The organism is Pseudogemmobacter sonorensis, assembly GCF_042762395.1.
Taxonomy (GTDB): domain Bacteria; phylum Pseudomonadota; class Alphaproteobacteria; order Rhodobacterales; family Rhodobacteraceae; genus Pseudogemmobacter; species Pseudogemmobacter sonorensis.
This window is the reverse complement of the sequence record NZ_JBEFZE010000038.1, coordinates 1-17,379: the sequence shown is the minus strand read 5'-3', so window position 1 is coordinate 17,379 and position 17,379 is coordinate 1. Positions and strand designations below refer to the sequence as shown.

Here is a 17,379-nt window from a genome sequence, read left to right as displayed (position 1 = left end):
GCCGGGCTGTTATTTTCTTGAAGGGCGTCAGCCCTCTCTGCCTTCGGCGATCTGCGGCTGGGCGTCGGCGGGATGCAGCGTCGCGGTTTCGGCGCCGCGCTGGTGCAGCAGCAGGAAGGCGAGCGTCACCACCGGCTGCCATTCCATCGCGGCGGCGACGCGCTCCGGCGTGAAGTGACCCGCGCGGTTCAAAAGGTTGACCGTGCCGATCACCTGGCCATCGGCGATGGCGGGCAGGTTCATGTTGGATTCGAAGCCAAGCGCCCGGATCTTTTCCCAGTCGAAGAAGACGGTCGCGATTTCCTCGATCGTCGTCGAGGTGAAGGGCTGCCGCCCCTCGATCACGCGCTCGTAATAGAGGTTGCGGTCGAGGCGCTTGAAATTGCCGGTCGGATAGGCGGCTGCATCCTGGGTGAAGACGCGGCGCGAGCGCATGTTCGCAAGGTCGTAGACCGAGGCCGTGGTCAGGAGCGAGGGTGCCGCCGCATCAATGCCTTCGAGGGCATGGGAAAAGACCTTCGCGGCGCCATGTGGCTGGGCGGCAAGGGCATGGGCATGAAGCAGGTCGGGCCTCATGCCGCCGCCCTCCGGTCGCGGCGGATCTTGCCGTCCTTGATGACAAGGGGGATGTTCGCCGCCGCATCGCCGAGGATGGAGATATCCTCAAGAGGGTTGCCCCTGACGGCGATCAGATGGCCGCGGGCCCCGGGTTTCAGCGTGCCGATCTCGCCTTCCATCCGGCACAGCCGGGCCCCGGCTCGATACATGTCGCGCAGGATCTCGACGGGCGAAAGCACCTTGGCTAGGAGACCGAATTCAAGTCCGCCATATTTACGCAACTGGCCGAGAAGATCGGTGCCGAATGCCATCGGCAGCCCGGCATCGCGCATATATTTCAGAGAGTTCTGGCCGCCGGTGCGCACGGTTTCGATCTTGGCATATTCGGCGTCGCCGAAACCGAAGGTCTTGCCCTCAAGCGCCAGCCCCTCATAGGCGGCAAGCGTGGGAATGGCGATGCAGCCTGCCTCGGCGGCAAGTTTCGCCGTCTCGGGAGAGATCAGGTTGCAATGTTCGAGAGAAGTGATCCCCAGCTTCACGCAGCGCCGGATCGAGGCATCGGAATAGACATGGGCCGAGACATAGGTGTTGGCGTTGCCCGCCTCCTCGACCATGGCCCGCAATTCGTCGTCGGAATATTGAAGCCCGTCGATGGGGTCGTTGGGCGAAGATACACCGCCATTCGCCATGACCTTGATGAAGCGCGCGCCCTGCTTGATCTGGGTGCGGCAGAAGCGGCGCACCTCGTCCACGCCATCCACGATGGCCCCCATGTTGCCCAGCCGCTCTCCCATCGCGTCGGGGCGGATGTCGGTGCGCGGGCGCAGATCGGTATGGCCGCCGGTCATCGAAAGGGCCTTGCCGCAGATAATCAGGTCGGGACCGTCGATCAGCCCCTCCTCGACGCCGCGCACAAGGCCGAAATCCGCGCCGCCGAGATCGCGCACGGTGGTGAAGCCCTTGCCGAGAAGCTCTTCCATCACCGTGGCGGCGCGCAGAGCGGCAAGGCTGTCGGGTGCGATGACGTTCGACCACAGGTCGAGTTGCCAGGCCACGACATGGAAGTGGCAATCGATCAGGCCGGGCATCAGCGTCAGCCCGTCCAGATCCACGATCTCGCCGCCCTCGGGCGCGCCCTGCGCGGCGATCCGGCCGTTGACGAGCGTCAGGCTGGTGCGCGCGGTCAGCGCGCCTGCGTCAAGGTCGAGAAGCCGGGCATTGCTATAGGTGATTGTCGTCATGGGCCTGTCTATATCGCGCTGTCTTCGTTGGGCTGTCTGGTTCGCGGGTTTCTGCCGCGGCTCACCTGACCACGAAGCCATGGGCATAGGGGTCGCGGTCGTCGATGGTGATGGCATTGATGCCGGTCTGCCGCGCCCAACCGCCGATGGAGGGGATGATCGCGGCACGCTCGCCCACACTGGCGGCGGCCTCGACCTGGCCCTTGAAGATCGAGCCGATGATCGATTCATGATGGAAGGCATCGCCGACCGACAACCGCCCCTTGGCGGCCAGTTGCGCCATGCGCGCCGAAGTGCCGGTGCCGCAGGGGCTGCGGTCGATGGCCTTGTCGCCGTAGAAGACCGCATTGCGCGCATCGGCGCCCGCAACCGTCGGTGCGCCGGTCCACTGGATATGCGACAGCCCGTTGATCGCGGGCTTTTCGGGATGGATGAATTCGTATTTCGCGTTCAGTGCGGCGCGTAGCCGGGGGGAGAAGCCGATCAGCTCGCCCGCCGTGAAATCGGCCATGTCGCGGAAATTCTTCTGCGGCTCGACGATGGCGTAGAAATTGCCGCCATAGGCCACGTCGACGACGATCTCGCCCAGGCCCTCGACCTCGGCGGTCAGCCCCTCGGCATACAGGAAGGCGGGCACATTGGTCAGCCGAACCTCCTCGACGAAGCGGCCCTCCTGCCGGTATTCGATCTCGACCTTGCCCGCGGGCGCGTCGATGGACAGCCGACCCGGTTCGCGCGGCGGGATCAGCCCGTTCTCGATCGCCATGGTGATGGTGCCGATGGCGCCATGGCCGCACATCGGCAGGCAGCCCGAGGTTTCGATGAACAGCACCGCGATATCGCAATCCGGCCGCGTCGGCGGATAGAGGATCGATCCCGACATCATGTCGTGGCCGCGCGGCTCGAACATCAGCCCGGTGCGGATCCAGTCCCAGTTGGCCAGGAAGTCGGCGCGCTTCTCGATCATGTCCGCGCCGTTGAGAAGCGGGCCGCCACCGGCGACAAGACGCACCGGATTGCCACAGGTATGGCCATCGAAACAAAGGAAGGAATGAACGCTCATCGCGAGGCTCCGGCAAAACGGGTGGGGCGGAAGGGGCCGATGTCGATGGAGGGCGCGCGCTCCTCAAGCAGATCGGCGACGATCTCGGCGGTGCCTGCGCTTTGCGTCAGGCCCAGATGACCATGGCCGAAGGCAAGCAAGATGCGGGGGTCGCGGGGGGCGGCGGCGATCACCGGCAGGCTGTCGGGCATCGAGGGGCGGAAACCCATCCATTGCCTGCCGCCGGTGGTGACGAGGCCGGGCAGAAATCCCGCCGCCTTGCGCAGGAGAACCTCGGCCCGGCTCATGCGCGGCGCGCGTTTCAGCCCGCCCAGCTCGACCGCGCCGCCGATGCGCAGCCCCTCGCCGATCTTCGATACGACAAAGCCGTGATCGGCGAAGGTCAGATGGGTGCGCAGATCGAAGGCCCCGGCGGGAAGGGTCGTATTGTAGCCGCGCTCGGTCTCAAGCGGCAACGACAGGCCCGCCGACCGGGCAAGCGGCCCGGACCATGCCCCGGCGGCGATCACCACCCGGTCGAAAAGCGGCGCGTCGCCGCCCAGATCCACGGCGATACCGTCATGGCCGATGCGCAGTCCCGCCGCCTGGGCGCGCAGGCGCGCGGCCCCCGACTTTTCCGCCAGAGCGCGGGTCCAGAGCGCGGGATCGGTGACATTGATCCAGCCGGACGTCCAGCCGCCATGGGTGAATCGCGGCGCTAGGCCAGGTTGGATCTCGGCCAGCGCGGCGGCGCTCTCGATCAGGTGGAAATTCACCCCTGCTGCGCGGCGCTCCTCCCAGCCGGGCAGGCTTGAGCGGAAGGCGGCCTCGCCCTCATAGACCTGCAACTGGCCTTCGCGGCGCAGAAACGGCGCAAGCCCCTCCTGCACGACCAGCCGTTCAAGTGCGGCTTGCGACAGCGCCATCAGCGCGGCTTGCGCGGCGACGGCGGCGGCGTAGCGGTCCCGCCAGGAGGCGCGCCAGAAGCGGGCCAGCCAAGGCGCGATCCGCGGCAGATAGGCGGGCGGGATCGACAGCGGCCCGTCGGGATCCAGCAGCCACAACGGCGCCTTGCGCAGGATGCCCGGCGTCGCCATCGGGATCACATCGGCGAAGGCAAAGGCCCCGGCATTGCCCGTCACCGCCGCCTCGGCCCCGTCGGAACGGTCGATCAGGGTGGCCTCATGGCCGCGGCGAACAAGCGTGAGCGCAAGGGTCGCCCCGATCACGCCAGCCCCGATCACCGCGATGCGCATTGCTGTTTCTCCCCGTGTCCTGAAAACATATGGCAGCGTATCTTTGCTGTCGACAAGAAATATTTATTTTATCGGCGTGGATTTTGGGCGATCCGACGCTGACTGCCGGGCTTTCGTGCAGTCTGCTCAGCGGACCGCGGTAATGCCTTGATCAAGAAAGCGGTCAAGCTGTGCGACCTCGGTCTGCGAAAGGGTGATGCCGCCCAACGTCGCGGCGGCGCGCACCGCGAAACGCTGCTGAAGGGGCAATCGCGCGCCCTCTCCCGTGATCGCGTCGAATATAATTTCCGCCCGCACGAAGGGATCGGCCGACCGCCCGGCTGCGAATCTCTCGGGCGAGAGGGCGATGACCATCTCGCCATGCATGGGCGAAAGGCTGGTGGACCTCGGTACCCTAGCACCTTGGGGCTGCTCAGATCGTCGATCATGACGGCGGCCAGAAGCTCGATCATCGTGCCGATGGCGGACCCCTTATGTTCACGAACGGCAGCATCGCGCCGAGAAGCGCCGCCTCGGGATCGGAGGTCGGTCGGCCCGCGACATCCAGCGCCCGCCCCTCGGGCAGGGGGGCGGCGCGGCGATGCAATTCTATCTCGCCCCGCGCGGCGACCGAGGTCGCGAAATCGAACACATAGGGAGGGTTGTCGCGGCGCGGCCAGCGGAAGGCGAAAGGATTGGCGCCGAGAAGCGCTGCCACGCCGCCGGTGGGGACGACGGTGGCATAGCCCGGGCACATGACCAGCGCGGTAAGACCGTGATCCGTCACCGCCTGGGTGGTCATGATGTGGCTCATGGCGGTTTCCCTGACCCAATGCTGTCGTTGCGTATTGTATATATAAAATATACATGAGGGGCGGGCCAGAGGCGGCGCATCCGCCGGTTCTGCCCAGCAAGGAAAGGGGCGCGACATGGCATTCACCCCCCATCGGCAGGCATTTCATCGCGGGCGAATGGAGCGAGGGGCCGGAAACCTTCCTTTCCGCGCCCGCCTTCGGACCGGCCCATGCCTATCTCGTCGGCACGCCGGAGCTTGTCGCGCGCGCGGGCGCCACCGCGGCCGAGGCCTTCTGGACCTATGACTGGACGACGCGCGCGGCCCGCGCCGCCTTTCTGCGCACCATCGCCGAAGAGATCGAGGCGCACCGCGCTTTGTTGCGCTATCCCTCTGACTTGCGGAATCATGTTTGTGGGTCAGGGGTTTGGGATAGGCATATGAGCAAGGCCGTCCCCCTTTTTCGCACGACGAACTGGTCCAGCTACGGCCAGGCTCTGAAGCGCCGCGGCTCGCTGCTGGTATGGCTTGACCCGCAGATGTCATGGTTCGCGGCCCCGAGCGGCAAGGCGGGTCATCCTGAGAGGTTCTCGGCGGCGGCCATTCAGTTCTGCCTCTCGATCAAGGTGCTGTTCGGGTTGCCGCTCCGTCAAACGACAGGATTCGTGGAGAGCCTTCTGTCCCTGAGCGGGCTCGACTGGCCGGTGCCGGATTACACGGACGCTCTGCCGCCGGCAGAAGCACCTGAAGGTGCAGATCCCGTATCGTGCCGCGCCCGGGCCGCTGCATCTGCTGGTGGACAGCACGGGGATCAGCTGCGCGAGCGAAGCTTGCGATCGCTGTATTGCTGCTCGGACAGCGTGCCCTCGCCAGCGGGCTCGAACCGGTGGCGCCTCGCTGGCTCGATCGTGGCGCTGCCGTGACGAACTTGTCCCATAGCGCATCCTTCCATTCCAAAGAAAGGATCGCACCATCAAACCGTGGGATCAAACACCCAGCCCAGACGGCGGGCACAGTTATCTCGTCGCATCAAGCCGACCAGTCATCTCTTCTCAGGTCTGGCCACCAACTGTGGAACCAGATCAGCCACCTGACCTGTGAATACTACCCCGTCTCTTTCACAAGGGCCGCCTCTTCCAGACGAGGACCACTTTGATCAAAGACGGATATCCGCAAAATTCTCCGATCACGGATCTCGGCAATCTCGAAAAGAAGACCATCGTGGGCAAAACGCTGTCCAACTTCTGGCAGTTGCCTCAACCGCTCAAGAGCGAAGCCAGCGAGCGTATTATACCAGCGGTTCTCCTCCATCCCGAAAAGCGGCCGCCCGACCATCCGCGCGAACTCGTCAACGGGAAGACCGGCATCGAATATCCGGCCATCCTCGATCTGGGTTGGCTGCGCTGGCGTTCCCGCTTTCCGGGGCTTGATCTTGACCTTTTGCGGCGGCAATCGGCTGTCCCCGGCCAGCGCGTCGAACAGGTCATGTGTCGTCAACATGCCTTCGAGATCGCCCAGTTCGTCGAGGATCAGAACACATTCGAGATGCTTGCGCCGGAACTCTTCCATGACCTGGGGCACCCGCGCATATTCCGGGACGAAAACCGCCTCCATGATTGCCTCGGGCGGAAGCGAGGGCAGCGACGGATCGAGACCAAGGATGGTCTTGGCCGTGACGATGCCGATCTGCCCGCCATCGCCGATCCTGACCGGAAAGCGGCTGTAGGGGCTTGCCAGCATTTGCGCCCGGGTTTCCGCCACGGGACGACCCGCCTCCACCCATTCCAGATCGACGGCAGGTGTCATATAGGCCAGCGCCTTGCGGTCGCCCATTGTCAGGGCACGATCGACAAGGTTCCCCTGCGCCTTGTGGATCAGCCCGGCTTCATTCGAGGCCGAGATGAGCAGCCGCAACTCCTCCATGGAATAGAGGTGACCTTCGCCGGTTGCCGGGTCGAGGCCGATCTTGCGCAACACCCAGTTGGCAAAACCGTTCAGAACATAAAGCAGGGGGCGGAAGATGAGGAGAAAGATCGCAAGCGGACGGGTGATCCGCAGCGCCACCTGTTCCGATCTCTGAATGGCGAGGCTTTTGGGAAGCAACTCGCCGAAAACCACATGCAGGAAAGTGACGAGGCTGAAGGCGATGATGAAAGCGGCGGTGTGACTGCCCAGCCAGTTGAAAGGTGCGGGCATACCGGAGAACAGCGGCCCCAGAACAGCGGCGACCGCGGGTTCGCCGATCCAGCCGAGACCGAGCGACGAAAGCGTAATGCCGATCTGCGTCGCCGCCAGATAGGCGTCGAGATTGTCGCTGGCGCGGGTCAGGTCCTTCCCGAGTGGGTGCCCCTCGTTGCGCATCTGGTCGATCCGTGAGCGCCGCAGCGCCACCAGCGAAAACTCCGATGCGACGAAGAAGCCGTTGGCGACAACCAGAACGATGACGGCGAACAGCTTGAGCGGGATGGTCCAGTCGAGGAACTCCATCACAGCCCGCGCTCCCGGCCGGGATCGTCCGGCGCATCATTTCGCGATTGATCCGGGATGCGGCCATCCGGTTGGATCTGTTCGGGATGATCTTCCGGTCTGCCCGTCGGATGGCCGGAGAACAGGCGCCAGAAGATGTAATGTCCCAATGTGGGTTTGCGCCACGGTCGAGAGAATGGGCGGTCCACATTGTCCGAAACCGGCATGTTGCCTGTCCTATTAAAAAAACGAAGCGGCCAGGGAAGGCCCGGCCACCGCATCGTTTTGCTCAGATCGCGGCCGCCACCCTGCGCTGCTGGCGGATCTTGCGGACGAAGGCCGCGATGAAGACCGCGGTCAGGATCAGCACCACGGTGGGCGCCGGTGCACTGTCGAGGAAGAAGCTCGCATAGACCCCGCCCAGCATCGAAACGAGACAGACCACGACCGAGACCGCGAGCATCCTGCCGAAGCTGCGGGTGACCAGGAAAGCGATGGCGCCCGGCGCGATCAGCAGGCCGACGGCCAGGATCAGCCCGGTCGCCGCCATTGTGGCGACGATGGTCAGCGACAGCACCGTCAGCAGTCCATAGTGCAGAAGCCCGACCGGCAGCCCCGAGACCCTTGCCTGCGCAGGGTCGAAGGCGTGCAGCATCAGGTCCTTCCATTTCAGCACAAGCAGGACGGAGACCACCAGGCCGATGATACCTGCCGTCCACAGATCGTCGCTGCCCACCCCCAGCATGTTGCCGAACAGGATGTGATCGAGGTGCGCGTCCGAGGTGATCGAGGTGTAGAGCACGATCCCGAGGCCGAACATGCCCGAAAAGACCACGCCCATCACGGTGTCCTGCTTCACGCGGCTGTTCTCGGCCAGGTATCCGGTGGCGACGGCGGTGAACATGCCCGCCCCGAACGCACCGAGGATCAGCGGGAAGCCGAAGATATAGGCCAGCACGATCCCCGGCAGCACCGCATGGGTGATCGCATCGCCCATCAGCGCCCAGCCCTTGAGGACGAGTAAACACGACAGCAGCGCGGTCGGCACCGACACGATGGCGGCGATCCAGAAGGCGTTCTGCATGAAGCCGAACTGGAAGGGCAGCAAAAGCTGGTCGATCATTGAACCGCCTCCTCACGCAAGGCTGCGCGGGCCTTGGCCTTTGCCGCCAGCAATCCATGCTTGGGCGCCCAGACGAAGGCGGCGAGGAAGATCAGCGTCTGAAGGCAGACGATGATCCCGCCCGTCGCCCCGTCGAGGAAATAGCTCGCATAGGCGCCGGTGAAGCTCGTCACCGTGCCGATGGCGACCGAAAGCATGATCAGCCGCGGGAAGCGGTCGCAGAGCAGATAGGCCGTGGCCCCCGGCGTCACCACCATGGCGATCACCAGAAACGCCCCCACGGTCTGCATCGCGGCCACGACGCAGGCCGACAGCAGGACGAAGAACACCGCCTTCAGCAGGCCGGGCCGCAGGCCGATCGACCGCGCATGGCTTTCGTCGAAGAACACCACCATCAGGTCCTTCCACTTCAGCAGCAGCACGCCGAGCGAGACGAAGCCGATGATCGCAAGTTGCAAGGTATCCTCGGGCGTGATGGCGAGGATATTGCCCATGGTGATGGTCTGGACCGAGACCGACATCGGGTTGACCGAGACCATGAACAGCCCCAGCCCAAAGAACGAGGTGAAGATCAGCCCGATCACCACATCGACCTTCAGCCCCGAACGGTCCGACAGGAACAGCATCGCCGCCGCCGCCAGCCCGCCCGAGAGGAAGGCGCCGAGCGCAAAGGGCAGGCCCAGCATATAGGCGCCCGCCACGCCGGGCACGACCGAATGCGAAAGCGCGTCGCCTATCAGCGACCAGCCCTTGAGCATCAGATAGGCCGACAGAAAGGCACAGACCCCGCCGACCAGCGCCGAGACCCACATGGCATTGGTCATGTAGTTGTAGGCGAAAGGTTCGAGGAGCACCGTCACTTCGCCCCCTCCCGCGTATGGGTGCGGCCAGCGTATTGCACCAGCGGCCGCTCGTCGTCGGTCAGGATGGTGACATGGCGCGTGTCGGCATCGTCGTGCAGCGCATCGCCGCCGAGGGTGAAATGGCGCAGCACGCCGCCGAAGGCAGCCTCCAGATTCTCGCGGGTGAAGGTGGTCTCGGTCGGGCCGTATCCCAGCACCGTGCCCTTGACCAGCACCACCCGGTCGCAGAATTCCGGCACCGAGCCGAGGTTGTGGGTGGAGACGAGCATCACCCGCCCCTCGGCGCGCAACTCGCGCAGCAGCGAAACGATCTGCTCCTCGGTCTTCACGTCGACGCCGGTGAAGGGCTCGTCCAGCAAGATCACCTGCCCGTCCTGCGCCAGCGCGCGGGCGAGGAAGACGCGCTTCTTCTGCCCGCCCGACAGCTCGCCGATCTGGCGATGCCGGAAATCCTGCATGTTGACGCGCGCAAGCGCCGCGCTGACCGCCGCATGATCGGCCTTCGACGGGCGGCGCAGAAAGCCCATATGGCCGTAGCGGCCCATCATCACCACATCCTCGACGAGGACGGGGAATGTCCAGTCAACCTCCTCCGACTGGGGCACATAGGCGACGAGGTTCTTCTTCAACGCCTCCTTCACCGTCAGGCCCAGAAGCCGGATCTCGCCCTTCGCGACCGGCACGAAACCCATGACCGCCTTGAAAAGCGTGGATTTCCCCGCGCCGTTGACGCCGACCAGCGCCGTCACGGTGCCCTTCGGGATCTGGAAACTGGCATTGCGCAGGGCGGTATGGCCGTTGCGGTAGGTCACGGTCACATCGCGGGCGGTGATCCCCGCCCCGCCATCGGCATCGTCATCGGCATGGATCGAATTGTCATGCATCATCTGTCGTCTTTCTGCCGGAGAGGGTCGGTCGCCCGGATGCCGCCTGCCGAACGGCCGAACCTGCCGTGCAAACCTAGCACGACAGGCTCTGGTGTCACATTCTGTCAGATCACTCGGCGGATGCCGTCAGGCCCGCAGCGATCGTCTCCGAGGTCACCCGCAACAGGTCGAGATAGGTCGGCACCGGGCCATCCGGCTCGGACAGGCTGTCGACGTAAAGCTCGCCACCGTAGCGGACGCCGGTCTCGCGCGCGACCTGCCGGGCCGGGGCGGTGTTCACGGTGCTCTCGCAGAAGACGACAGGGATATCGTTCGCACGAACCCCGTCGATCACCGCCCGCACCTGCTGCGGCGTGCCCATCGCATCCGAGTTCATCGGCCAGAGGTAAAGCTCCTGCATCCCGAAATCGCGGGCGATATAGCTGAAAGCCCCCTCGCAGGTCACCAGCCAGCGCTGCGCCTCCGGCACCTCGGCGATCTGACGACGCAGGGGCTCCAGAGTGGCGCGCAACTCGGCCTTGTAGGCGTTAGCATTCGCCACATAGGTCGCCGCGTTTTCAGGGTCGTGTTCGGCGAAGGCCGCGAGGATGTTGTCGATATAGATCAGCGCATTGTCGAGCCCCATCCAGGCATGGGGGTTCGGCTTGCCGTCGTATTCCCCGCCCGAGATGGAGATCGGGTCGATCCCGTCGGTCAGCGTGACCGAGGGCACATCGCCCAGATTGCGCAGGAACTGTTCGAACCACAGTTCCAGGTTCATGCCGTTCCACAGGATCAGATCGGCATCCTGGGCCCGCACGATGTCCTGCGGCGTCAGCTCGTAGCCGTGGATCTCGGCGCCCGGCACCGTGATCGACACCACGTCCGCCGCGTCCCCGGCAACCCGTTGCGCCATGTCGGCCAGAACGGTGAAGGTCGTCACCACCTTCAACCGATCCCCGTCGGCCATGGCAGCACCCGCCATCAGAGCCGTTGCCGTTACAGCGCCAAGAAGACGCGCCAGTGACGAAGACATGGGAATTCCTTTCCTGTTTCCATGGACCAGATCACCGCCGCAGGGTCGCTTCCGAACAAGTTGCGAGTGAGTCGCAACATGAATACCGGATTGGCGCAATAATGCAACTGCAATTCATTCTCAATATTTGCTTGACCCCATCTGACCGCCCGGCGCATCCTTGTTGCGACTCACTCGCAACACATGAGGCCGATCATGACGCCGAGCAACGACACCGGGCTTGCCACCGACCAAGCACGCCGCATCCTGGCGGATGTCGGCCTGCGTGCGACCCGGCAGCGCCTGGCGATGATTGACATCCTGTTCGGCCAGCCTCCGGCACATGTCTCGGCCGAAGGGCTTTACGACGAAGTGCGCAGGCGGGGCGCCCCGGGATCGCTCAGCCGCGTCTATGGCAGCCTCAAGCATTTCTGCGCCTCGGGCCTCATGCGCCGGGTGCCGATCTACGGCAACACCGCCTGGTATGAGCTGCGCGGCGAAGATCATCATCATTTCTACGTTGAGGACGAAGACCGCCTGCTCGACATTCCGCCCGATCTGATCCGCCTTGGCGATCTGCCGCCCCCTCCGCCCGGTTACACCTTTTCCGGCGTCGATGTTCTCTGCCGCATCCGGCGGGATGGCACCTCCGTCCACAGATCCTGACCCCGAAACCACAGCGACACATCAGCCGCCATGCACCAGGAAACCATCCTCCAGACCGACCTGTCCCGCCCGGCCCCGGCAGGCGCAAAGCTGCTGGACACGGCAGGGCTGCGCAGCACCCGCCCGCGCCGCGCCATCGCCGAGATCCTGTTCGGTCAGAGCTATCACCATTTCACCGCCGACGAGATCTTCGCTGCCGCGATGGAGGCCGGACAGCGCCTGTCGCTGGCGACGGTCTACAACACGCTGAGCGAGTTCGCCGCGCATGGTCTGATCCGCCGCCTCGCCACGGCCGGCGGTCCGGCACAGTTCGACATCGGCACCGGCGACCATCACCATTTCCATGTCGAGGCCGACAACCGGGTGATCGACATCGAGCCGGAAGAGATCGCCTTCGCGCGGCTGCCAGAGCCGCCGCACGGCTACCGGATCGCCAATATCGACGTGGTGATCCGTCTGGAACCCGTCGCACAGCAATGCACAGGAGGGGAACGATGAACCGTCGTCAGCATCTGCGTCAGATCGCGCGCCGACCGCTGATCGCCCATTCTCCCGGCAAACAGTCGCTGCGCCCTCTCGCCGCCCTCTGCGCAACCTTGCCCGCATGGGCGGAAATGGCGGGGGCGCGGCTCTGCCTTGACCTCGGTCACGACTCCGGATCGCTGAGCGAGGACCGGAAATGGGGCTCTGCCATCGCAGCCGCCATCGCCACCGGAAACCCCGAGTTGATCCAGGCCGTGCTGCGGGATGCTGAGGGACGGATCACCCATCAGACGCGGGATCTGGCGCGGCGGGTAACAGTGGCAACTCTGTTGGCGGGGCGGCCTGTTGTGAACACTGCTGCGGGCGGTGATCCGCAATCGGATGCCCGTGCCGAAAATTCGGCAGAAACCGTCGAACCCTCGGCCATCTTGCATCAGGATCATGACGGGCTGACAGTCGCACTCTACGCGCTTGCGGCAGCAGCGGCCTGGACCGGTCATATTGATCTTCAGCCCCGGATAAAGGCCGCGCGGATGGCCGACGCTGCGGACGAAACCATCAAATCCATTCTCGGCATCGCCCACGGGCTTGCCATCATCGCCACCCTCCTGAACAGCGGCCCACCACGGAATGCCGCCCAGTGTCAGGAGAGCCTGCGTGCCAGTTGAGAGACCCGACCCACAACCAATCGACCAGGCCCGTTCCCCAAGGGGCCCCTGAGCCGAGCCAGCCACCTTCCGCCTGACGGGGATGCGTGCAGGTCACGCAACGGTCCCTTCATGTCCAATCGAACCTCACCGGAGACACCCCATGAACGCCCGCACCATGCCCGAAAACCTCTCCATCGCATCCGCGATCCCGATCCTGCGCGATCATCGCTGGCTGGAGCTGACCTCGGCGGCCAATCAGGCGTTCAAGGACGGCGCGGTGGAGCCGGCCCGGAAGCTCTACACGCGGGGCCTTGAGGAAGCCGAGAGGCTGTTCGCCACGATGAATCCGGCAGACACGGCCGTTCCGCTGCCGGCGATCATGAATATCGCCTGTCACAACCTGGCGCAGCTTTCCGCTCAGGACGGCAATGAGGCTGAATGCCGCCGTCTTCTGATCCTGGCCTTCGACAGGCTGATCGGTGCAGCCCGCCAGCCCGCGACGCCGCTGGAACTGCGGATCGCCTGCATCCAGCACCTGAAATACACCCTCTCCGAACTGGCCGAACACCTCGCCCGGCAGGACGCAGCCGATCCGCCGATCGGTCACTATGTCGTCTGCCTGCGCGAAGCGGCTGCTGCAGTCAGCCATACTGTCGCTCATATGGAGCGCTCGGGCGATCCGCGGAGCTGCGGGCATTGCGGTCTCACGAACTGAACCAAACCGCCATGCTGCCCGGCGGACCACGCGGCGGCACCCTCTCCCGACAAGAAAGACGGACCATGAAGACCCTGACCCAGGCCATGAAAGACATGCTGGCTACGCAGACGCCGATCCAGGCGACGGTGACCGAAGGCGCGATCCCCAATCTCGGCCCCAAGCGCAGCCTGCGCGTCTATGACGACAGCACGCTGATCTTCAACGAAAATACCGGCGGACAGACGCTGACCAATATGCAGAACGGCTCGAAAATCGCGGTCGCGGTGATCGACCGCGAGAAACTTGACGGCTATCGCTTCCTCGGCACGCCGGAACTGTTCACCGAAGGAGCCCCCTTCGACAATGCGGTCGAATTTGCGGGCAAAAACGGCATGAAGACGCCGAAGTTTGCGGTCCTCGTCCATATCGACGAGATCTGGTCGCTGCGCTCCGGTCCCGATGCCGGGAAGAAGATGGATCAGTTGAGCGCATAGAGGCGCCACCGGATCGGTCCCATCCCCAGCGGGACCGGCGAGCAGGTGTCGGGCGGGAACAAGAATGCACAATCAGACCCCGGAAAACCTTGGCCGACGCAATGCCGGGGCCACCGCCCGACGCCAGTTCGTTCTCGATCAACTGCGCCGCCCCCGGACCCAGAGCGAGTTGCAGGACCGGCTCGGCATGAGCCGCAGCGGCACACTCCACCTCCTGCGCCGCATGGCGCGGGACGGGCTGATCCGCCCGGCCGAGAAGATCGGCGTGACCCGCGTCTGGGAACGCGAACCTCCCTGAGGCGCCCCGTGCCTCGGGGGGAAACAGCTTCAACCTGACCGATCCCTGCGAGGTCTGCCCTCGCGGCAGCCGGTCACCTTCAGAACAAGAGAGACGATATGGCACTCATCAACACGAAAATCCGCGCATTCAAGGCATCGGCCTTCAAGGACGGCAAGTTCATCGAGATCACCGAAGCGGACGTCCTCGGCAAATGGGCGGTGTTCTTCTTCTATCCGGCCGATTTCACCTTCGTCTGCCCGACCGAATTGGGCGACGTGGCCGACCACTATGACGAGTTGCAAAAGCTCGGTGTCGAGGTCTTCTCGGTCTCGACCGACACGCATTTCACGCACAAGGCCTGGCACGACGCCTCCGAGACCATCGGCAAGATCCGCTATGCGATGATCGGCGATCCAGTGGGCATCGTCACCCGCAACTTCGACGCCATGCGCGAGGAACAGGGTCTGGCCGACCGCGCCACCTTCATCATCGACCCCGATGGCGTGATCCAGGCGCTGGAAATCACAGCCGAGGGCATCGGCCGTGATGCTGCGGACCTGATCCGCAAGATCAAGGCCGCGCAATATGTCCGCAACCACCCGGGCGAGGTCTGCCCGGCGAGGTGGCAAGAGGGCGAACAGACCCTCGCACCCTCGCTCGATCTGGTCGGCAAGATCTGACAGATCTATGGACCGGCGGCAGGTCGCCGGTCCACCACCTCCGTCATGAAAGATAACATGCTGACGGAGAAGCTCTCCTGCCCAGTCGGCCAATGCTGCGAAATCCAGATGCCAACCGTCACCATCCTGTCCGCCGGAACCGGAAACCCGTCCCAATGCAGCACTCTTGCCGGATGCTTTGCGGGCGAGCTCCGGCGTTCCCCGATCTCTCTGCTTCCTCAACTGACGGAACTGCGCACTCTGGCAAGCCCAATCCTGCACGCAAGCCTGACCGGCGAGGCGGATATCGCTCTGGACGCAGCACCCCGCATGATTACGCAAGCCGACGCGCTGGTCATGATCACCCCGTTGCATACCCGACTGCCCCGCGCCATACATGGCGAAGCGGAAGGTGATCGGTGTCGCCAGCTTAAGCGCACAGGAGTAATCCGCCTGGAGAACCGAGGCCGGGCGCCGCCAGTCGCCTGAGATCAGAAAGGCCCCGGTCGCCACCGGCAGGATCGTCGGAACCAGTTGGTCGGCGAGCCGGGCAGACTCCAGTTGCATCCGCCCCTTGGCGGCCAGCGAGCGTTCGACATATTCGGCGATCCGGGCGGTCACCGTGCCCGCGCCGACGCTTTCGGCATAGATCGCGATCCGTCCCTCCTGCACCACCGAACCCGACAGTGCCCGCGCGCCACGCGTCTTCTCGACCAGAGCGGCCTCGCCGGTCAGCGCGGCTTCGTTTACACCGGCGGTGCCTGAAAGGACGCGCCCGTCCACCGGGACGACCGATCCGGCGGCCACGACCACCGTATCGCCGATCACCACCGCATCCGCGGGGATCTCGACCTCCTGCCCGCCGCGCATCACCCAGATCGAAGGGTGGACCGGGCGCAGTAGATCGCGCAGCAGCATGTCCGAACGCCGCGCAGTGGACTCGCTGAGATATTCGCCGAGCGACAGCAGGAAGCCGGTGGTGAAGATCCCTTGCAGCGGCAGTTCGGCCACCGCGCCGGTTTCGCGGTTTTCCCACGTCAGGCCGGCGACGCGGGTGCCGTCGCCCTTCACTTCGGTGGTGCGGGCATTGGTCAGGATCGTCACATTCGGCAGCTAGCGCAGCTTGCGTTGCAGCACCGCATCGGCGCGCAACGCTCTGTCGAACTCGATCAGCGTGACGTGACCGACGATACCGGCGAGGTCGATGGCCGCCTCGACGCCCGAGTTGCCGCCGCCGATCACCGCGATGCGCTTGCCCTTGAACAGCGGGCCATTGCAATGGGGGCAGAAGGCCATGCCCTTGTTGAAGTATTGCTCTTCGCCCGGTACGCCCATACGCCGCCAGCGCGCGCCGGTCGACAGGATCACCGAGGCCGCCGTCAGCGCCGCGCCCGAGGCCAGCGTGACGCGGAAGCCCCCGGCCACGGGTTCGAGCCCGCTCGCAGTCTGCGCGTTCATGATCTCCACCTCATATTCGCGCACATGGGTTTCCAGCGCGGCGGCCAGTTTCGGGCCTTCGGTATGCGGCACCGAGATCAGGTTCTCGATCGCCATCGTGTCCAGCAGCTGCCCGCCGAAACGCTCGGCCACCACGCCGGTGCGGATGCCCTTGCGCGCGGCATAGACCGCTGCCGCCGCTCCCGCAGGGCCACCGCCCACCACCAGCACCTCGAAGGGGGCCTGATCGTTGATCGCCTGCGCCGCGCGGTTGGCGGCACCCGTGTCGATTTTGGCCAGGATCTCCTCGGCCCCCATGCGGCCTGCACCGAATGGCTCGCCGTTGAGGAAGATCGTCGGCACCGACATGATCTGCCGGTCCTCGACCTCGGTCTGGAACAGCGCGCCGTCGATGGCGACATGCTCGATGCCGGGGTTCAGCACCGCCATCAGGTTCAGCGCCGGCACCACGTCGGGGCAGTTCTGGCAGGACAGCGAGAAATAGGTCTCGAACCGGAAGCTGCCCTCCAGCGCCCGGATCTGGTCGAGGATCGCCTGTTCCGTCTTGGGCAGACAGCCGCCCACCTGCAACAACGCCAGCACCAGCGAGGTGAACTCTGCCGTTGCCCGCGACTTTTATCCAGCGTGAGCGAGCCTCCGGTTTTGAGTTTTACCCACTTGGGCGGTTTGGGCAGCGGGGGCTGGCGCGGAGCCTTGCGGGTTGCGCAGCGTCAGGCCCCGTTGCGGGGCGAAGGTTTTGGCAAACTCGGCTGGGGTCTGCCAGCCGAGACGGGAGTGGGGCCGTCCGGTG

General features: G+C 64.9%; 20 protein-coding genes and 2 pseudogenes. 8 read left to right on the top strand and 14 right to left on the bottom strand.

Annotation, left to right across the window (positions count from 1 at the left end; genetic code table 11):
- Positions 1-27: 27 nt before the first annotated feature.
- From ABNX41_RS19015 to ABNX41_RS18990, 6 genes are all read right to left on the bottom strand, one after another.
- Positions 28-576, bottom strand: a complete 549-nt coding sequence (locus ABNX41_RS19015) for a hypothetical protein (protein WP_438671272.1) — start codon at positions 574-576, stop codon at positions 28-30.
- The gene (locus ABNX41_RS19010; protein ID WP_438671271.1) at positions 573-1,799 is read right to left on the bottom strand and encodes a metal-dependent hydrolase family protein; all 1,227 of its coding nucleotides are present in this window, start codon (positions 1,797-1,799) and stop codon (positions 573-575) included. The genes ABNX41_RS19015 and ABNX41_RS19010 overlap by 4 nt, the downstream gene beginning before the upstream one ends.
- Positions 1,800-1,860: 61 nt before the next feature.
- Positions 1,861-2,862 (bottom strand): 4-hydroxyproline epimerase, encoded by a 1,002-nt coding sequence (locus ABNX41_RS19005; RefSeq protein WP_438671270.1) that lies wholly within the window; start codon positions 2,860-2,862, stop codon positions 1,861-1,863.
- On the bottom strand, positions 2,859-4,097 hold the full coding sequence (locus ABNX41_RS19000) for an NAD(P)/FAD-dependent oxidoreductase (protein WP_438671269.1): 1,239 nt from the start codon (positions 4,095-4,097) through the stop codon (positions 2,859-2,861). The genes ABNX41_RS19005 and ABNX41_RS19000 overlap by 4 nt, the downstream gene beginning before the upstream one ends.
- A 126-nt stretch (positions 4,098-4,223) precedes the next feature.
- Positions 4,224-4,451 carry a hypothetical protein gene (locus tag ABNX41_RS18995; protein ID WP_438671268.1) on the bottom strand — a complete coding sequence of 76 codons (228 nt, stop codon included), beginning with the start codon at positions 4,449-4,451 and terminating at the stop codon, positions 4,224-4,226.
- A gap of 94 nt (positions 4,452-4,545) precedes the next feature.
- Positions 4,546-4,890 carry an Ldh family oxidoreductase gene (locus ABNX41_RS18990; RefSeq protein ID WP_438671267.1) on the bottom strand — a complete coding sequence of 115 codons (345 nt, stop codon included), beginning with the start codon at positions 4,888-4,890 and terminating at the stop codon, positions 4,546-4,548.
- A 419-nt stretch (positions 4,891-5,309) separates the two neighbouring features.
- On the opposite strand from ABNX41_RS18990, the pseudogene ABNX41_RS18985 reads away from it, so the two are divergent.
- Positions 5,310-5,784 (top strand): annotated as a pseudogene (locus ABNX41_RS18985) (transposase); the annotation flags it as partial.
- 189 nt (positions 5,785-5,973) lie between these two features.
- Here ABNX41_RS18985 and ABNX41_RS18980 read toward each other — a convergent pair.
- The 6 genes from ABNX41_RS18980 to ABNX41_RS18955 all read right to left on the bottom strand — a co-directional run bounded on the left by ABNX41_RS18980 (position 5,974) and on the right by ABNX41_RS18955 (position 11,223).
- On the bottom strand, positions 5,974-7,356 hold the full coding sequence (locus ABNX41_RS18980) for a hemolysin family protein (protein ID WP_438671266.1): 1,383 nt from the start codon (positions 7,354-7,356) through the stop codon (positions 5,974-5,976).
- A complete protein-coding gene (locus ABNX41_RS18975; protein ID WP_438671265.1) occupies positions 7,356-7,562 on the bottom strand; it encodes a hypothetical protein in 207 nt (68 codons plus the stop codon). The genes ABNX41_RS18980 and ABNX41_RS18975 overlap by 1 nt, the downstream gene beginning before the upstream one ends.
- Positions 7,563-7,624: 62 nt before the next feature.
- On the bottom strand, positions 7,625-8,458 hold the full coding sequence (locus ABNX41_RS18970) for a metal ABC transporter permease (protein WP_438671264.1): 834 nt from the start codon (positions 8,456-8,458) through the stop codon (positions 7,625-7,627).
- Positions 8,455-9,318, bottom strand: a complete 864-nt coding sequence (locus ABNX41_RS18965; protein ID WP_438671263.1) for a metal ABC transporter permease — start codon at positions 9,316-9,318, stop codon at positions 8,455-8,457. The genes ABNX41_RS18970 and ABNX41_RS18965 overlap by 4 nt, the downstream gene beginning before the upstream one ends.
- Entirely contained in the window at positions 9,315-10,208 is an 894-nt protein-coding gene (locus tag ABNX41_RS18960) for a manganese/iron ABC transporter ATP-binding protein (RefSeq protein ID WP_438671262.1), read from the bottom strand. The genes ABNX41_RS18965 and ABNX41_RS18960 overlap by 4 nt, the downstream gene beginning before the upstream one ends.
- Before the next feature lie 109 nt (positions 10,209-10,317).
- Positions 10,318-11,223, bottom strand: a complete 906-nt coding sequence (locus ABNX41_RS18955; RefSeq protein WP_438671261.1) for a metal ABC transporter substrate-binding protein — start codon at positions 11,221-11,223, stop codon at positions 10,318-10,320.
- 195 nt (positions 11,224-11,418) lie between these two features.
- On the opposite strand from ABNX41_RS18955, the gene ABNX41_RS18950 reads away from it, so the two are divergent.
- From ABNX41_RS18950 to ahpC, 7 genes are all read left to right on the top strand, one after another.
- Positions 11,419-11,868 carry a Fur family transcriptional regulator gene (locus ABNX41_RS18950; RefSeq protein WP_438671260.1) on the top strand — a complete coding sequence of 150 codons (450 nt, stop codon included), beginning with the start codon at positions 11,419-11,421 and terminating at the stop codon, positions 11,866-11,868.
- A 30-nt stretch (positions 11,869-11,898) separates the two neighbouring features.
- Positions 11,899-12,366, top strand: coding sequence for a Fur family transcriptional regulator (locus ABNX41_RS18945; RefSeq protein WP_438671259.1), 468 nt, complete (start codon positions 11,899-11,901; stop codon positions 12,364-12,366).
- Positions 12,363-13,019, top strand: coding sequence for a hypothetical protein (locus tag ABNX41_RS18940; RefSeq protein WP_438671258.1), 657 nt, complete (start codon positions 12,363-12,365; stop codon positions 13,017-13,019). Before ABNX41_RS18945 ends, ABNX41_RS18940 begins: the two co-directional genes overlap by 4 nt.
- 142 nt (positions 13,020-13,161) lie before the next feature.
- Entirely contained in the window at positions 13,162-13,716 is a 555-nt protein-coding gene (locus tag ABNX41_RS18935; RefSeq protein WP_438671257.1) for a DUF2753 family protein, read from the top strand.
- A 65-nt stretch (positions 13,717-13,781) separates the two neighbouring features.
- Positions 13,782-14,192, top strand: coding sequence for a pyridoxamine 5'-phosphate oxidase family protein (locus ABNX41_RS18930; RefSeq protein ID WP_438671256.1), 411 nt, complete (start codon positions 13,782-13,784; stop codon positions 14,190-14,192).
- A 64-nt stretch (positions 14,193-14,256) separates the two neighbouring features.
- Positions 14,257-14,490, top strand: a complete 234-nt coding sequence (locus ABNX41_RS18925) for a winged helix-turn-helix transcriptional regulator (protein ID WP_420351441.1) — start codon at positions 14,257-14,259, stop codon at positions 14,488-14,490.
- Positions 14,491-14,588: 98 nt separating this feature from the next.
- Positions 14,589-15,152: an alkyl hydroperoxide reductase subunit C gene (gene ahpC, locus ABNX41_RS18920; protein WP_438671285.1), complete on the top strand. Its 564-nt coding sequence runs from the start codon at positions 14,589-14,591 to the stop codon at positions 15,150-15,152.
- A 585-nt stretch (positions 15,153-15,737) separates the two neighbouring features.
- On the opposite strand, the pseudogene ABNX41_RS21995 reads toward ahpC, so the two are convergent.
- Both ABNX41_RS21995 and ABNX41_RS18910 read right to left on the bottom strand, forming a co-directional pair.
- Positions 15,738-16,049, bottom strand: a pseudogene (locus ABNX41_RS21995) (P-type ATPase actuator domain-containing protein); the annotation flags it as partial.
- A 195-nt stretch (positions 16,050-16,244) separates the two neighbouring features.
- A complete protein-coding gene (locus ABNX41_RS18910) occupies positions 16,245-17,171 on the bottom strand; it encodes an FAD-dependent oxidoreductase (protein WP_438671255.1) in 927 nt (308 codons plus the stop codon).
- Positions 17,172-17,379: the final 208 nt, after the last annotated feature.

What these genes read in the sequence shown, in the direction of transcription:
- ABNX41_RS19015 (WP_438671272.1), bottom strand. Translation starts at nt 576, where the DNA reads ATGAGGCCCGACCTGCTTCATGCCCATGCCCTTGCCGCCCAGCCACAT.
- ABNX41_RS19010 (WP_438671271.1), bottom strand. Translation starts at nt 1,799, where the DNA reads ATGACGACAATCACCTATAGCAATGCCCGGCTTCTCGACCTTGACGCA.
- ABNX41_RS19005 (WP_438671270.1), bottom strand. Translation starts at nt 2,862, where the DNA reads ATGAGCGTTCATTCCTTCCTTTGTTTCGATGGCCATACCTGTGGCAAT.
- ABNX41_RS19000 (WP_438671269.1), bottom strand. Translation starts at nt 4,097, where the DNA reads ATGCGCATCGCGGTGATCGGGGCTGGCGTGATCGGGGCGACCCTTGCG.
- ABNX41_RS18995 (WP_438671268.1), bottom strand. Translation starts at nt 4,451, where the DNA reads ATGGTCATCGCCCTCTCGCCCGAGAGATTCGCAGCCGGGCGGTCGGCC.
- ABNX41_RS18990 (WP_438671267.1), bottom strand. Translation starts at nt 4,890, where the DNA reads ATGAGCCACATCATGACCACCCAGGCGGTGACGGATCACGGTCTTACC.
- ABNX41_RS18980 (WP_438671266.1), bottom strand. Translation starts at nt 7,356, where the DNA reads ATGGAGTTCCTCGACTGGACCATCCCGCTCAAGCTGTTCGCCGTCATC.
- ABNX41_RS18975 (WP_438671265.1), bottom strand. Translation starts at nt 7,562, where the DNA reads ATGCCGGTTTCGGACAATGTGGACCGCCCATTCTCTCGACCGTGGCGC.
- ABNX41_RS18970 (WP_438671264.1), bottom strand. Translation starts at nt 8,458, where the DNA reads ATGATCGACCAGCTTTTGCTGCCCTTCCAGTTCGGCTTCATGCAGAAC.
- ABNX41_RS18960 (WP_438671262.1), bottom strand. Translation starts at nt 10,208, where the DNA reads ATGATGCATGACAATTCGATCCATGCCGATGACGATGCCGATGGCGGG.
- ABNX41_RS18955 (WP_438671261.1), bottom strand. Translation starts at nt 11,223, where the DNA reads ATGTCTTCGTCACTGGCGCGTCTTCTTGGCGCTGTAACGGCAACGGCT.
- ABNX41_RS18950 (WP_438671260.1), top strand. Translation starts at nt 11,419, where the DNA reads ATGACGCCGAGCAACGACACCGGGCTTGCCACCGACCAAGCACGCCGC.
- ABNX41_RS18945 (WP_438671259.1), top strand. Translation starts at nt 11,899, where the DNA reads ATGCACCAGGAAACCATCCTCCAGACCGACCTGTCCCGCCCGGCCCCG.
- ABNX41_RS18940 (WP_438671258.1), top strand. Translation starts at nt 12,363, where the DNA reads ATGAACCGTCGTCAGCATCTGCGTCAGATCGCGCGCCGACCGCTGATC.
- ABNX41_RS18935 (WP_438671257.1), top strand. Translation starts at nt 13,162, where the DNA reads ATGAACGCCCGCACCATGCCCGAAAACCTCTCCATCGCATCCGCGATC.
- ABNX41_RS18930 (WP_438671256.1), top strand. Translation starts at nt 13,782, where the DNA reads ATGAAGACCCTGACCCAGGCCATGAAAGACATGCTGGCTACGCAGACG.
- ABNX41_RS18925 (WP_420351441.1), top strand. Translation starts at nt 14,257, where the DNA reads ATGCACAATCAGACCCCGGAAAACCTTGGCCGACGCAATGCCGGGGCC.
- ahpC (WP_438671285.1), top strand. Translation starts at nt 14,589, where the DNA reads ATGGCACTCATCAACACGAAAATCCGCGCATTCAAGGCATCGGCCTTC.